Source organism: Photobacterium rosenbergii (assembly GCF_033022775.1).
Classification (GTDB): Bacteria; Pseudomonadota; Gammaproteobacteria; order Enterobacterales; family Vibrionaceae; genus Photobacterium; species Photobacterium rosenbergii_A.
On record NZ_JAWJZI010000001.1, the window covers coordinates 569,248 to 584,450 of the forward strand.

The window sequence follows — 15,203 nt, forward strand, 5'->3', positions numbered from 1 at the left end:
TTATATTCACTCTTATCGTCGCGGTGATGGCCATTTACAGCAAATCATAATTTTAAATTATTAAACCAATAATTTTTGATAATTTCTTATCACCCTCCTTCATCGCTATAGTAGCCACATCAAAAATGGTTACTCAGACTAGGCACAATCAACTGATTGGCTCTGCGTCCCGATATAAGGCTGCGATATGAAATTCCTCCACACCATGATCCGCGTTTCTGATTTAGATAAATCTATTGAGTTCTACACCAACGTGCTGGGCATGCAGGTGTTAGACCGTTTCGAAAACACTGAATATCGCTACTCACTGGTCTTCGTTGGTTACGATAAGAATGGCCCGACCATCGAACTAACCTACAACTGGGATACAGACGCATACGATCTCGGTAATGGTTTCGGCCACCTTGCATTGGGTGTAGATGATATTTACCAGACTTGCGATCAGATCAAAGCCGTTGGCGGAAACGTTACCCGCGAACCAGGCCCAATGCTTGGCGGTACGACCCATATTGCTTTTGTTAAAGACCCAGATGGTTATGCCATCGAACTGATTCAAATTAGCAAATAATTTAAGGTTGGAGTATTCAAGATGAAAGATTCACTATTTCAGCCAATGCGCCTTGGCAAAACGACACTGAAAAACCGTATCGTGATGCCACCGATGACCCGTTCGCGTGCAAGCCAACCGGGTAACGTCGCTAATGACATGATGGCTAAATACTATGCCCAGCGCGCTGACGCCGGTTTGATCGTTGCTGAAGGAACCCAGATTTCTGAAATGGGCCAGGGGTACGCTTGGACACCGGGTATATACACCCAGGAGCAAATTGCTGGCTGGAAAAAAGTTACTGATGCGGTACACGAAAAAGGTGGCGTGATTTACGCGCAGCTTTGGCACGTTGGCCGTGTTACCCACCCGGCCAATATTGGCGGCAAGCAACCAATTTCATCTTCAGCCCTAAAAGCTGAGAACGTGAAAGTATTCATCGACGACGGCAACAATGCCCCTGGCTTTGTTGACGTGGTAGAACCGCGTGAGATGACCAAAGAAGATATCCAGAATGTTATCGGTGAGTACCGCCAAGCCGCTCTTAACGCTATTGAAGCAGGTTTTGACGGTATCGAATTACATGCCGCTAACGGTTATCTGGTAAACCAGTTTATCGACTCTGAAGCCAACAACCGCACAGATGAGTACGGTGGCTCAATTGAAAATCGCCTGCGCTTCCTAGGTGAGGTGGTTGAAGCCATGACTGGTGCCATCGGTGCAGACCGAGTTGGTGTTCGCCTTGCTCCGTTTACATCCCTAAACGGTACGGTGGATAAGACCCCAGTTGAAACATACACGGCAGCGGCAGCACTTCTTAACAAACTGAATGTGGTTTACCTTCACATTGCAGAAGTTGACTGGGATGATGCGCCGGAAACACCAAAAGAGTTCAAACCCGCAGTTCGTGAAGCCTACAAAGGCACTATCATTTACGCTGGCCGCTACAATGCCGAGAAAGGTGCAGAAGCGATCTCTGAAGGTCTTGCTGACATGATTGGATTTGGTCGTCCATTTATCTCAAACCCGGATCTGCCAAACCGAATCATGAATGGCTACCCGCTAGCAGCTCATGATCCTGACACCCTATTTGGCGGTGCAGAAAAAGGGTTGCTTGATTACCCAGAGTACCAAGCTAGTTAAATGATATCCCCCATAGCAAAAGCCCTGTTCAAACATGAGCAGGGCTTTTTTGTTTGTACCACAATCCCATCAGCTATTGTGAAGCTAGCAAATGGTGCCATTCATCATGTTTCCCCATATAGTGGACAACATAGCTGCACTGCGGGATCACCTTAAAGCCTTCTTCATCAATGACCTTCAAAACAGCTTCCATCATAATACTGGCATAGCCTTGGCCACGCAGTGCATCAGGTACCGATGAATGATCAAGTGTCAGCACGTTACCTGAGATCTGGTAACTCACTTTGGCTTGATAGCCATCGACAAGGTCAACGAAATATGTTCGGTTGTCTTTATCATGAGTCACATGATGATTGCTTGTGTTAGTCATGCCGCTTCCCTGTTATCCCTGCCAACTTACTATTTTGGCATTAATTAAAAATGGTAATTGGCAATTATAACCACTTGTTGCGTATTTTCTATTTCAACGTCTTCTTCATCGAAGTCTTGGTGTATATATCGCCATTACCCTATGCTGCGAGTCTATGGTTAAACCCGCATTAAGTAGCACCAATGCATCCTCACCATTGGAGGCCGCTGCCCCATCAATTTAAATGCCACCCATTAATTAAGTATTTATCATATTGATAAATTTAACATTCGTCATGACTAAATGATTACCCCTGCCCGTATCAGCATTGTTTCAAACAGAGCAAAGTCCGAGCCACAATAACTAACGAGATACCGCCTTTCTCGCTATATACATTGAGATATTTGGAAAAAATCAGGATTACCGACTACAACACCTAACCAGCCATACCTGCTATTAGTTGCTTTCAGCGAGTCTTCAAATGAATTTAGCTCCGTAATATAGCAGCCAAATTATCGCAAAAAGCGCATGACCACATCCACAAAATCTGAACGACCAACGCAACTTGCCGTAAAAACACGTCATTAAGCGCTTCATGTTCAAATAGATAGTTTAGCTTTTACAGTAAAGGAGACTTGGAGCGGGCAGCGGGAATCGAACCCGCATCATCAGCTTGGAAGGCTGAGGTAATAGCCATTATACGATGCCCGCTTTATAGAAGTTGGACTGAAAATCCAACATTGATGTGCATCGAACAATTGATATATTGTCACAAGTTACAAAGAAGAAAAGCCTTGATTTCCAGTGCGTGACACTCATCACAAACAACAACACCAATCGCTTACAAAACAAACACCTAGTATCCTAATCACTCAAAGAAGGGGCTCGTTATCTTTCAGTAACCCAAATAAACATCATTGATAATCCACTATGCAATAAATGCATTATTGCTAAATTTTAGGCATTTCACTTTCGGGCGCAAAAAGAACAAGGTGTTGGTGTCTTATCATTAATAAAAGGTACCCACCATGAGCGACATTGTTATTAACACTCGTATTGAAGAAGATCTACTTGGTAAGCGTGAAATCCCGGCAGATGCCTATTATGGTATCCACACGCTTCGTGCGTATGAGAACTTTAATATCTCTACGACAAAGATTTCTGATGTGCCTGAGTTTGTTCGCGGCATGGTGTTTACGAAAAAAGCAGCGGCTAAAGCCAATATGGAACTAGGCACTATCCCTAGTGATGTTGGCCAGTACATTATCCAAGCTTGTGATCTTATTTTGGACTCGGGTAAATGTATGGATCAGTTTATCTCTGATGTTTACCAAGGCGGCGCCGGTACTTCAGTTAACATGAACGCCAATGAAGTGATCGCCAACGTTGCACTAGAGCTAAAAGGTGACGATAAAGGCGAATACCACATTATTAACCCTAATGATCATGTGAACAAAAGCCAGTCAACCAACTGTGCCTACCCGACCGGTTTCCGTGTAGCGGTGTACAACAGCATTATCAAGATGATCAGCTCTATCGAATATCTGCGTACCGCTTTCGATGCCAAGAGCGAAGAGTTTAATGACATCCTGAAGATGGGGCGTACCCAGTTGCAAGATGCGGTGCCAATGACTGTTGGGCAGGAATTCCACGCGTTCAGCACCTTGCTTAAAGAAGAAGTGAAGAACCTTAAGTACGCAGCTAACCTGCTGCTCGAAGTTAACCTAGGCGCGACAGCTATCGGCACCGGTTTAAACGCACCCGAGGGCTACCAGGAACTGGCTGTCAAATACCTTGCAGAAGCCACAGGTCTAGATTGTGTGCCTTCTGAAGATTTGATTGAAGCCACCTCTGACTGCGGTGCCTATGTGACGGTACACGCGGCCTTGAAACGCCTTGCAGTTAAGTTATCCAAAGTCTGTAACGACCTGCGCCTGTTGTCTTCAGGCCCACGTGCAGGCCTTAATGAAATCAACCTACCAGAAATGCAGGCTGGCTCATCAATTATGCCAGCTAAAGTTAACCCGGTGATCCCTGAGGTCGTTAATCAGGTTTGTTTCAAAGTTATCGGTAATGACACAACAGTCACATTCGCAGCAGAAGCCGGACAATTACAGCTGAATGTTATGGAACCGGTTATTGGGCAGGCTGTCTTTGAATCCATAGAACTACTTGGCAATGCCTGTATCAACCTTGCTGACAAGTGCATCAGCGGTATTACCGTTAACAAAGAAGTATGTGAACATTTCGTCTTTAACTCAATCGGTATCGTAACCTACCTCAACCCGTTCATCGGCCACCACGAAGGCGATATCATTGGTAAAATCTGTGCCGAAACGGGACGTAGCGTGAAAGATGTCGCTCTTGAGCGCAACTTGCTTGGCGAAGAGCAACTGAACGAAATCTTTTCAGCGAACAACCTAATGCACCCAGAATACAAAGCTAAACTATATAACTAATCTTTGAACAAGGGGCTTAATAAAGCCCCTTTTTAAATCACTTCAAAATGTTATGTTGGTTACTGAGGGTAAATTTAAGTGGTAATAATCAGTCACAACCGCAGAATCGATTAATTACCCAACAGACTTTCACCAGTTAGTTCTTTTATTGGGCAGATCTTGCTTAGTTCATTCCACATCGCTTCACAGGAGGAATGTAATTTCGAATAATAACGGTAAACATATAAATCCAAAGGCACTGGCTCTCTCGATGAAAGTATTTTCAACTGTCCTGATGCCAACTCATCCTTTATTGCATAATCAGGCAACCAACTAATTCCTTTACCTTGCAAGACTAAGGCCTTAATAAAGTCTGTCATCGAAGAAGAACACACTGTGTTATTAGTCAACTTGCTTTTAGAGCGATGAAGAGCCCTTCCCATATAACTTTCCGGCGTATAGTCCAAACAGGGAACATCATCATTATTTGCCAAGTCGAACAGCTCTCTCCCTTCCTCATCGACCGCTGACACGCAATACAGGTAACTGCGGCCAAGATAGATTGATCGATAGGGGGCAACTTGTAGCCTGTCTTCATAAAACGAGAACAAAAAGTCACACTTACCGTCTATCAGTTGCTCAACAGCGTCATCTACTTCATTCGCAACAACAGATAGACGGGTGTTTAATTGAGGGTCGAACAGGCATGAGTGCAGCTTGGGCAATAAACTGATGGAGATAGAGTGGGCCGCACTCAAACGCACCGTATGCCGGCCGTCGAAAGAGCTGCCAGCAAGACGATTAACCTCTTCATCAATCTGCTGAAGAATGGACAGCGCCGTTGTTTTGAACTGCTTGCCGCAGAGAGTCAGCTCAATCGGCGTTTTGCTGCGTTCGATTAGCACCAAGCCTAACTCAGCCTCCAGTGACTTTATCCTGCGACTGAATGCTGGTTGGGTAACATTTCGGACAGCCGCAGCATGGGAGAAGTTTTTTAACTCCGCAAGAGTAAGGAAGTCTTGCAGCCATTTTGTCTCAATATTTTTCATTTATTTTTCTCAATAAACATCTACCTATGGCAATCGTCATCCCCTAACAACCCAACAAAAATTACGGCTATCAGCAAGATAATGAGAAGTCACCCGCAGAAAACCCTAAGCATTAATCAGCCATTAACATATGTCTATTAACTTGATCACACCCCGCGAATTTACCCTGATGCATTTTAATAACCAAGCCTTTTTTTTCTGCATTTCACAAGCCTTGAGAATAATCATACCATCCAGCTGTAACATTAATAACACTGACTCATTTATTATTTTAACAAACATATAAACTGAGACATTTTAAAATTTATTCTAATTATTAATTATTCAACCAATAAGTTTAACAAACCTACTAACCATTATATGAACCCTGTATCCTAATAAATAAAAGGTCAACAAGATGAACTTAATTATTAAGTTATTGTGTGGAATATTCGCTGGTATTCTCATGGGCATGTTTGCCCCTGAAGTTATTGTTCAAGCCCTAATTACAACTAAATACTTAGTTAGCCAGTTAATTAAATTTACCATCCCTCTCCTTATCCTGTTCTATGTCACCAGTGGTATTGCTAGCCTCCCGAAAAACTCCGGTAAACTGCTTAGCAAAACCGTTGGATTAGCTTACTTATCAACGTTAGGAGCCGGTATCCTTGCCTTCTTGGTGGCGAAGAGTCTTTTCCCAGCACTGCTCAGCGGAGCCGGCCAACTGCCTGAAGCCGAAACCGTTCTAACCCCATTCTTAGAGCTTCAGATCCCACCGATCATGAATATCATGACCGCATTGACCGTCGCTTTCATTTTCGGCTTGGGAATTTCAAACACCGGTGCAGACAACCTGAAGAAAATCAGTGACCAAGGCCGTGACATCATCGAACTGTTCCTTAACAAGGTAATGATCCCGTCGTTGCCATTCTATATTGCAGGTGTGTTCGCTGACATGACGGTCAAAGGGACAGTATTCGCTACCCTACAGACTTTCAGCTTAGTATTGCTTGCTGTTGTCGCCATGCACTGGTTCTGGCTGAGTTTTCAGTTCGTCACTACCGGTGTCGCCCTGCAACGTTCACCGCTGAAAATCCTACGCACCATGTTGCCGGCTTATTTCACCGCTGTTGGCACCATGTCCTCTGCGGCAACAGTACCGGTTACCCTGCAACAAACTAAACGCAACGGGGTATCCAACTCCATCGCCAACTTTGTTGTGCCACTGTGTGCCAATATCCATATGTCGGGTTCAGTGATCAGTATTGCCAGCGTGGCGGTTGCCGTCATTATCATGACCGGTGCCGGACCTGTACCTAGCCTGCTGGAAGCCCTGCCTTTCCTTGCTATGTTGGGTATCACTATGGTTGCTGCACCGGGTGCACCGGGCGGCGCAGTGATGGCATCAGCCGGCCTGCTTGGCTCAATGCTTGGGTTTACCGAGGAGATGATTGCCCTACAAATCGTCCTTCACCTAGCCCAAGATAGCTTTGGTACAGCCTGTAACGTTACCGGAGACGGTGTTATTGCCCTGCTCATTGACAAAGTTTCTGACTCAGCCGAAGAGACTGGAGGCGAACTGATCCCTGCTGAAGAGGTTGCATAAAGCAAGTGGACCTCTTTCCACACCAAAAATGAAAAAAGCCAGCGGCATTGAAGCTGGCTTTTCTTCGCTAGGTCAAATTAATCACTTAGATGGGTATTCGCCGGCTTTGTCTTTCGCCGTATCACCTGTGACTTTCCAGTGTTCGTTTGGATCATATGCTTCATCACAAATGTCCAATGTGAAGCCCATATCTACGACTTCTTTTAATGTCAAATTGTCAGCCAGTTTAGCAATATCGCCAGACTTATTACGTAATTCCATATCCGTCTACCTTCTAACAAACGCCCTTTCACCTCCTTAACTATAGTGGTGATGCGATGACTTGTCCTGCAGGCAAGAAAAAGCCCGAGCGCGTCGGGCCTTTATCGTGGTTAGTGCTGATAGGTCCTAGTGAAATCAACTAGGATGACTGATGACCTAGACGAGCTCCCATGGACCACCCGCATTACCCGGCTGATCACCTTTCGTCCACCACTTGGCGCGATAGGTTTGGCCGTTGAAAGTCACTTCAGCCCCGCCTGAATATGCCTTGCTAGCACTCCACTCACCCACACTGCCATCATCAAAAACTTCCCAGACCGAACTTGATCCCGGTTGTTCACCCTTTGTCCACCATTTGGCAGTGTACTTCACGCCATCGAACATGACAGTGTCACCGGTATTGTACACTTGGTTCGGATCCCAAGTTGTCACTCCGCCAGTGGTATCCGCCAACACGCTGACGGGAATAGTGGCCGTCTGACTGGCAATTCCATCGGTTACGGTAACAACTAAGTCAATCACCGTATCGACAGTTACGCTTGGCGCAACAAAAGTGATATCAGCACCCGTTGCAGTTGTCGTTACCGTGCCATCTGAGGCGGTATAAGTAAGTAGATCGCCGTCAGCATCTTCCGCTGATACACTGATCACTACACTTTGCCCACTATTAACCGATGCATTAATAGGTGCGGTTAAGACAGGTGCTGTATTGCCTTCACCGCCGCTGCCTTTTACATTCACAACAATTGAATCAGATGTTGATGTACGGCCATCTGACACTTTAACCACAACCGTCTCTTGAAGATCTGTCGCCGTATTCGGCGCCTGATAAGTCACTGTTGCACTACCATTGCCGTTATCAACAATAGCCGCATTCGTTACCGTAAAGCTAAGCGGATCGCTTTCTGCATCTGTTGCTGAGACGTTGAAGCTAACCACCGCGCCTGCATCAACATTCTGTGCCGCTGGTACCGTTAAGACCGGGGCGGTGTTTAGGCTGCCACCAGCACTAAAGACGCGGTCAATGGCTTCAGCGAGCGGTGAACTGAGGTTAGTACACTGTTTTAGCTTGGCACCGTAACTAATGAAGGTTCCTTCACACTTAATATCACCGTGGACCTGCCAGACGATGACCCCGCCCAGTTGGTTGTCGACAATATACTGGGCCTTTTTCTCGATAGACGGCACATCATCATAACTGAGGAAATATTTACCCTTCACAGCATATGGAACTTCAGCATTGGCATCCCACATGTGTTCCCAGCCAGCGCTTTGCATGATGTAGTTATAATTAGGTTGGCCTTCGAACTCTTTCCAGTTATCTAAATCAACCGCAGATTCCGTAGGGCCATCAACGCTGAAATTAACGGTACGCTTATCTGTCGGGGCACCGACATAAGCGGTTGCTTCGGTGGTCTGGACACCACGACCGTAGAAAGCGGCACCAAAGTTGATTTTCTCTGAAGGGATCCCTTTAGCAGCCATCCATGCGCGGAGATGGTCTAGATCAAGATCTGGATACTCTTCTTCAGGGTACGGGTAAAGCGGAGCATTATGACCAGCTACATTAGACCAACCACCATTGAGGTCGTAAGTCATCATGTTGAAGTAGTCCATCGAAGCAACTAAGCGTGGCCAATTGTAACCTTCCAGCTTAGCTGTGGATGCCGAGAACGCGGCCGTCAGAAGTTTGTTAGGGCCGATACGCTCGCGGATATCTTCCATTAGTAGCTCGAAGTTGCCGTAATCTTCCGGGTTACCCTGGAAATTCATCCCACCTGTACCTGGGTATTCCCAGTCAATGTCGATACCATCAAAGCCAAGTGCCATCAGCTTATCGACGTCTTCCAGGAATCGGGCTTTTTTCACCGGATCGGCAGCCATTTCGGGGAAGTGCTTGGACATACTCCACCCCCCCAACGAAGCCATTACTTTGACTCCCTTCTGATGGGCAAGATCAATCAGGCCCGGTGCGCCCCCTGCTTTTTTCAATGGGATTGGGAATTGTCCAGATACCCCTGTCGGAGTATGGAGCCATCCGTTGCCTGATTTCACGAAACCTTGCTCTTGAACCTTACGCAGCGCATCCGCTTCCCATGCCTCATTGCCCGGATACTGGTGAATATATTCTAATTCGCCCCACAAAATATGGAAGTCCCAGCTCGAATAGACGTCCGGGTGGAGCAATGGCCCTGGCTCTTGAACCGCGCTAGGTTGGTAGATATTTTTGTTCCGTAGGTCGCCACTATGCAGTGAGCCGTCCTTCGCTACGCCAAAGAAAGAAAAATTTAAGATCGAGTAAATATCCATATTGACGTTCAAGTGTGTGGCTTCGCCTTTTACACTGAACCCAGCATTCGTCCCTTTCCATGCTTCCCACTGAGTAATATAGCCAATGACATTCTTGTCATGGGTAGGTGCAGCATGAACGCTTGCGGCACTGCCGACCATCAGCACGGCAGCCATAGCGCCTGCCAACGTACTCAAGTGTAATCCCTTTTGCATTTTGATCTCCACGTAATGGTTATTGAATGTAAAGAATGAAGGCACATTTTTTACGCCCTCAAAAAAGTCCCATTAAGTGTTAGCGAGTTTTTTGGGGTTCGCATAATTATCGTGGTAGAAGAATGACATTTTTAATGTCATTTCAAATCAATTTGAAAGAGAAATGTAAGATGAACAGAAAACGGCGACAGGCGTTCAAATTTTAACCACAACAGGATCAACTGCTTATTTACCGTACCTTTAATGCTTCTCAAAGTGGAGAAAGATCAATGTACACCAAAATATCTCTGTACTTTTGTTCCATCTTCCTGATAAGCCGCTAAGATATAGGCAAAATAGAAATCCACAGCACCTCAAGTATCGCTTTGACGTGTAACCTAGAATATCAAAAAGGGATTGGCCAATGATTAAAGCAGCAACAAATCAATCTCAGGGAATGCTGTTATTTAAACTGACCCACCAACAATCTTTTGCCATTGGCACATTAAAGGTCAAAGAAATTGTGCCGTACACTCCCCTGACAGCTATTCCGCATTCACATCCTACCGTGCTAGGTGCCGCAAGCCTGCGTGGTGATACGCTGCCAGTTATCGATATGGCAAAAGCCGTTGGGTATCCACCTCTAACCAAAGATGAGCTAAAAAATAGCTATATCATTATCACCGACTGCCGCCGGATGTTGGTTGGCTTCGTTGTCCGCGGTATCGATCGTATCACCGAGTGTAACTGGCATAATATCGATGCACCACCAAGCTCTCTTGGTAAAAATGTCTTTGTCACAGGTGTCACGAACGTCGATAACAAGCTCGTACAGCTATTGGATGTTGAATTGTTGCTATCAAAAGTCTTCCCTGATAGCCCTGATAGCCTTCACCCGATTCTGACTGACGTAGAACGAGAGGTATTGCGTCCGCTGAAAATACTGTTGGTAGATGATTCAGCTGTCGCTCGCCGTCAGCTCTCACAAGCGTTAGACAGTATTTCTATTCCATATTTCATTGCCACCAACGGCCATGATGCACTTGATATGCTCAAGCATGCCGCCGGGGCTGGGGCACCGTTTGATATCCTCGTTAGTGATATCGAGATGCCGGGCTTAGACGGCTACGAGCTTGCCTTTGAAGTCCAGAATACTCAGCAACTGTCACATGCCTATATTATTTTGCACACTTCCCTTTCAAGTGAGATCAGTGTCTCCCAAGCCCACCAGGTCGGTGCCCATGAAGCCCTGACCAAGTTTGAAGCCAATGAACTGATCCATGCCATGCTTCGTGGTGCAGAAAAGAAGAACAGTATAGAGTTGGCATAACAGCACATCTCTGGTCAGGTAAGCTCACGACTAGCATTTCTCAGCCAAGCATCTTGCTTGGCTTTCTGCTCCAGTTATGAAGAAAGTAGAAACAATGTATTCAATAAACTCAGTGGTTAAAATTACACCAAATAAAAAATTACTTTCTCTAAACAGAACTTTTTGAACGGCGTTTTAATATACTTTTAGCCCCCAGCGCCATTGTTGCTATCCAAACGCGCATTTTCAACTCTTTTTACCTTGCGCTGACATTTCATCACAGTCGACATGTCAAAGTACGTATACTGACTGACAACCCACTAGATACTCATGATTTCGCGCGCTATCGCAGCTATTGCATTACTGACAGCATCCACTTTTTCTTTCGCTTCCCCAGAGCTGCTTGTACCCGTTGAAGTGCCTAATATCCAACTTGCTCATGTTGAAACACTTGTGATTGATGGCGATATTAACGACAGCCTACAAATACTACTGAATAACACGCTAAAAAATAAAAGTAGCGACTTTTACGTCATTGATGACATATCAGAAGATACTCTGAACAATACGCTGACCATTGTTATCACCTTGTACAACCAACCAATTACATTGCCAACGGATGATTGGTCATTAAGTTAAGAACACACGGGTAAAAATCAAACAGCGCCATCAAAGGCGCTGTTCTGGATTAACACGACACAGTCACCGCCCTCACGAAACTGGCGATTCTGCCAGTGGTGCGTGCTGCTCTAACTTCTGTTTCAAGATCTGTAAATTGACCGGCTTAGACACAAAGTCATTCATACCGGCGACAAAGCATTTATCTTTCTCTTCTTTAACCACGTTAGCTGTTAGGGCAACGATTGGAGTAAACTTACCTGTTTGTTTTTCAATTTCTCTTATCTGGCGGGTCGCCTCAAATCCATCCATCACCGGCATTTGGCAATCCATAAAGATCACATCAAAACGCTTTTCTTGATAGATAGCCACCGCCAGCTCACCATTTTCGACAATCTCAACCACGGCACCTGCTTTCTCCAACATCATTTTCGCCACTTTTTGGTTAATCACAGTATCTTCAACCACAAGCACTTTTACTGCTGACTCCGTCTTTGTATTGAAAATCTCTCGTTCTTCTTTTTTCTCTGAACCTTCAATTTTATTCTTCAGAGCCGCCTTGATATCAGTTTGTGTTGTTTCTAGTGGTGAGGGAGCTGACTTTTTATCAGATTGCCGCTGCTCCAAAATACCATCTCGCTCAGTTTGTGATTCAGAACCCAATACCGGCTCATCAAAGTCAATAGATTTGGCAACCAACTTCAGTATTGCCCATTTTAAATGAGCATCTTTATAAGGGCGGGCTAGGAAAGACTTTATCCCGATACTTGCGGCCTTCTCTTCATCATTCATTTCAGGAGCAGCTGAAATCATCATCAATTGTGGGCAATTAGCACCGAAGTGTTGCTGGAATTGCTTAGCAAGATCAAAACCATCCAATATTGGCATGTATTTATCAAGGATCACCACATCAAAGGCTTGCTCTTGTGTCACCGCCTTTTCTGCCATCGGAATTGCCATATTGGGATCCAGGCAGCTAACCGCCTTGGCACCAAACGCCTCAAGTTGAACCGTAGTAATACGCATATTCAGCATACTGTCATCAACCAGCAGAATATTCAGCCCTTCAAGCACTGAGCGCTCTTCAGCGGGTGTATTGGTTTTCTCTTTCGGTAACTCGATGACAAACGAAAATCTGCTTCCCTTTCCCGGTTCACTATCAACGATAATTTCGCCGCCCATCAATTTGACCATCTCCCGACAAATTGCCAACCCCAGCCCAGTGCCGCCATATTGTCTAGTAGTACTGCCATCAGCTTGTTGAAACTTTTCGAATATGGCCGCTTGCTTATCTTTAGCAACTCCTATGCCCGTATCAGTAATCAAGAACTTAACTTTGGCGAGTTCTTCCGTATTAGCAATAGCTTCTATTGCCAGAGTAACCTGCCCTTTATCAGTAAACTTAATCGCGTTGCTCACTAAATTATTAAGAATTTGTCGTAATTTAGCACCATCGCCCATTAGCATCGGACTGATCGTTCTCTCTACAGAACATGAGAGTTTAAGGCCCTTTTCTGCCGCCTTTATCATAAACAGAGACTCGACTTCCTTGCTTACTTCAAACAAGTTCAGTGGCACCGATTCTAGTTCGAATTGGCCCGCCTCTATTTTGGAAAAGTCTAGGATGTCGTTGATCAGATCAAGCAGTGACAGCGACGAGGTATGTAGCATATTGATGTATTCTTTTTGATCCGCAGGCATCTCCATCTCACGCATGAGCCCAGACAAGCCGATTATGCCGTTCATTGGTGTACGGATCTCATGGCTCATATTGGCCAGGAACTCACTTTTCTTTAAGTTGGCCTGCTCTGCAGTTTCTCTTGCCTCTTCAAGCTCGAGGTAATGCTGGCGAATATAGCCTGCAGAGCGATTATATTGCGCAGCTAAGGTTGTGATTTCATCATCAAACCACCTTTTAGGGAGCATGACAGGCATAGGAACATTTTGCTCGTCAAACTTAGTTACTGCCACGGACATCTTAGTCAACGGCTTAACAACCAAATGGTAAGTGATAAGCATTATGCAAATAGAGATAAAGAAGATTTGTAGGCTATGGCCAAACAGCAATAGTAAGAAGGTATCATAAAGGCTTTGATAAACAGGCTGCAGATCTGACTGGACCATCAAGGTACCGAGGACAAACTCTTTCTTCATCGCTTGATGGGTCAACTGCCACTGCTTCTCCAATACACCGTCACTCAGCGCTTCCCCCTGCTCTAGGATAACCTGGCTACCATCAAAAATTTTGACATAGGAAATAGAGGGAAGGCTGAGTACTCCTTCAGCCTGAGTCATTAATAGTTCTCTGTCTTCAACCCATAAACTAGACGTTAAACTGGACTGATAGCTATCTTGGATTTGGGTAAAACGGCTTTCGATATCTTTGAGTTCGCTTTTATATTCCAGGTATAAACTCAGCGTTGTTGACAGTAGTGTAAATAGTGAGCTCAGCAAGATAATCGAAAACAGTAATTGCTTGGCTATACCAAACTGACGATGTTTTTTAAACGGCCTTGTCACTTCCTTCATCCTTAAACTCGCATCTTCCAATTACTCTACTAACCTAATAATAGACCTTCAGAACGGATTATTATGACAAGGACAAAAAATGAATAAAAAAACACTATTTTCATTAGGAATGATGTTGAGCCTCCCACTTTATGCCATCAATACTCAGGCTGAAACCGTCAATTATTATGTCATCGCAAAGCAAGCCGAACCTTTCCAAATTCAAGAAGGTAACAGCCACCAAGGCATCGTGACAGATATCGTGAAAGCCGTATTCGAACAGAGTCAATATAATATCCAATATCATACCTATCCATTCAACCGCATGATCACTATGCTTGAAGCTGGCGGTGAAGCAAACTGGATAACATACGGTAGCCCTAATTGGGGAGGCGTACAGGCTGCTAATCTATCAGATAACCCAATCTATAATGTCCATCATATACTTTTGAGCAGTACTGGTGCTCCATTTAATTTCAATACGATGCAAGACCTACAAGACAAAGTCGTCGTGTTATTGCATGGCTTCGATTACCCCCAGCTCGAACCTTACATTGAAAAGGGTGACGTGGAAGAACTGCGTGTAAAAGACTTCAGTGCAGCTTTTAGAGTCATCAAGAAGTTACCTGGTGATACAGCCTTCGTCGAGATGGAGTCTCGAGTCAAATACAACCTGGGCAAACAAGAAAAAGATCAGAGCAAATTTAATATACAATCGTTCAATACAGTTATTCCTGATTACCCAATCTATTTAGCCTTTGATCCGAATATGGATCCTGCACTGCAGGAGTTCATCAATCAACGTTTAGCCACATTAAAGTCAACAGGCAAAATTGATAACATTGTTGACAAGTATCTTTAAACAGTAATTAATCACACAGAATAAGGCCGCTAAATAGTGGCCTTATTCTG

The 15,203-nt window shown here is 44.9% G+C and carries 12 protein-coding genes and 1 tRNA gene; 7 read left to right on the top strand and 6 right to left on the bottom strand.

Annotated features, from left to right (window positions below; translation table 11 throughout):
- Positions 1 to 187 precede the first annotated feature (187 nt).
- Positions 188 to 568: a lactoylglutathione lyase gene (gene gloA, locus R2X38_RS02625; protein WP_317520498.1), complete on the top strand. Its 381-nt coding sequence runs from the start codon at positions 188 to 190 to the stop codon at positions 566 to 568.
- A 21-nt stretch (positions 569 to 589) separates the two neighbouring features.
- Positions 590 to 1,690 carry an alkene reductase gene (locus R2X38_RS02630; RefSeq protein ID WP_317520500.1) on the top strand — a complete coding sequence of 367 codons (1,101 nt, stop codon included), beginning with the start codon at positions 590 to 592 and terminating at the stop codon, positions 1,688 to 1,690.
- Between the two features lie 73 nt (positions 1,691 to 1,763).
- On the opposite strand, the gene R2X38_RS02635 is transcribed toward R2X38_RS02630, so the two are convergent.
- Together R2X38_RS02635 and R2X38_RS02640 are read right to left on the bottom strand one after the other, a co-directional pair.
- Positions 1,764 to 2,060, bottom strand: coding sequence for a GNAT family N-acetyltransferase (locus R2X38_RS02635; RefSeq protein WP_317520502.1), 297 nt, complete (start codon positions 2,058 to 2,060; stop codon positions 1,764 to 1,766).
- Positions 2,061 to 2,675: 615 nt separating this feature from the next.
- Positions 2,676 to 2,750, bottom strand: a tRNA-Gly gene (locus R2X38_RS02640).
- Between the two features lie 317 nt (positions 2,751 to 3,067).
- Between R2X38_RS02640 and aspA the strand changes: the two genes are divergently transcribed.
- The gene (gene aspA, locus R2X38_RS02645) at positions 3,068 to 4,498 is read left to right on the top strand and encodes an aspartate ammonia-lyase (RefSeq protein ID WP_317520503.1); all 1,431 of its coding nucleotides are present in this window, start codon (positions 3,068 to 3,070) and stop codon (positions 4,496 to 4,498) included.
- 110 nt (positions 4,499 to 4,608) lie between these two features.
- Here the strand turns inward: aspA and R2X38_RS02650 are convergent, their stop codons facing one another.
- A complete protein-coding gene (locus R2X38_RS02650) occupies positions 4,609 to 5,526 on the bottom strand; it encodes a LysR substrate-binding domain-containing protein (protein ID WP_317520504.1) in 918 nt (305 codons plus the stop codon).
- A gap of 397 nt (positions 5,527 to 5,923) precedes the next feature.
- Between R2X38_RS02650 and R2X38_RS02655 the strand changes: the two genes are divergently transcribed.
- Positions 5,924 to 7,111 carry a dicarboxylate/amino acid:cation symporter gene (locus tag R2X38_RS02655; protein ID WP_317520505.1) on the top strand — a complete coding sequence of 396 codons (1,188 nt, stop codon included), beginning with the start codon at positions 5,924 to 5,926 and terminating at the stop codon, positions 7,109 to 7,111.
- An 81-nt stretch (positions 7,112 to 7,192) separates the two neighbouring features.
- Here R2X38_RS02655 and R2X38_RS02660 read toward each other — a convergent pair whose 3' ends face one another.
- A complete protein-coding gene (locus R2X38_RS02660; RefSeq protein ID WP_317520506.1) occupies positions 7,193 to 7,372 on the bottom strand; it encodes a hypothetical protein in 180 nt (59 codons plus the stop codon).
- A gap of 156 nt (positions 7,373 to 7,528) precedes the next feature.
- Positions 7,529 to 9,877, bottom strand: coding sequence for a glycosyl hydrolase family 18 protein (locus R2X38_RS02665; protein ID WP_317520507.1), 2,349 nt, complete (start codon positions 9,875 to 9,877; stop codon positions 7,529 to 7,531).
- 403 nt (positions 9,878 to 10,280) lie between these two features.
- On the opposite strand from R2X38_RS02665, the gene R2X38_RS02670 reads away from it, so the two are divergent.
- Both R2X38_RS02670 and R2X38_RS02675 read left to right on the top strand, forming a co-directional pair.
- Positions 10,281 to 11,186, top strand: coding sequence for a chemotaxis protein (locus R2X38_RS02670; protein ID WP_317520508.1), 906 nt, complete (start codon positions 10,281 to 10,283; stop codon positions 11,184 to 11,186).
- A gap of 309 nt (positions 11,187 to 11,495) precedes the next feature.
- Complete coding sequence (locus R2X38_RS02675) at positions 11,496 to 11,804, top strand: hypothetical protein (RefSeq protein WP_317520509.1); 309 nt, start codon at positions 11,496 to 11,498, stop codon at positions 11,802 to 11,804.
- 72 nt (positions 11,805 to 11,876) lie between these two features.
- Here R2X38_RS02675 and R2X38_RS02680 read toward each other — a convergent pair whose 3' ends face one another.
- On the bottom strand, positions 11,877 to 14,312 hold the full coding sequence (locus R2X38_RS02680; RefSeq protein WP_411184485.1) for a response regulator: 2,436 nt from the start codon (positions 14,310 to 14,312) through the stop codon (positions 11,877 to 11,879).
- Between the two features lie 79 nt (positions 14,313 to 14,391).
- On the opposite strand from R2X38_RS02680, the gene R2X38_RS02685 reads away from it, so the two are divergent.
- Positions 14,392 to 15,153, top strand: coding sequence for a substrate-binding periplasmic protein (locus R2X38_RS02685; RefSeq protein WP_411184487.1), 762 nt, complete (start codon positions 14,392 to 14,394; stop codon positions 15,151 to 15,153).
- The last annotated feature ends 50 nt before the right edge of the window (positions 15,154 to 15,203 follow it).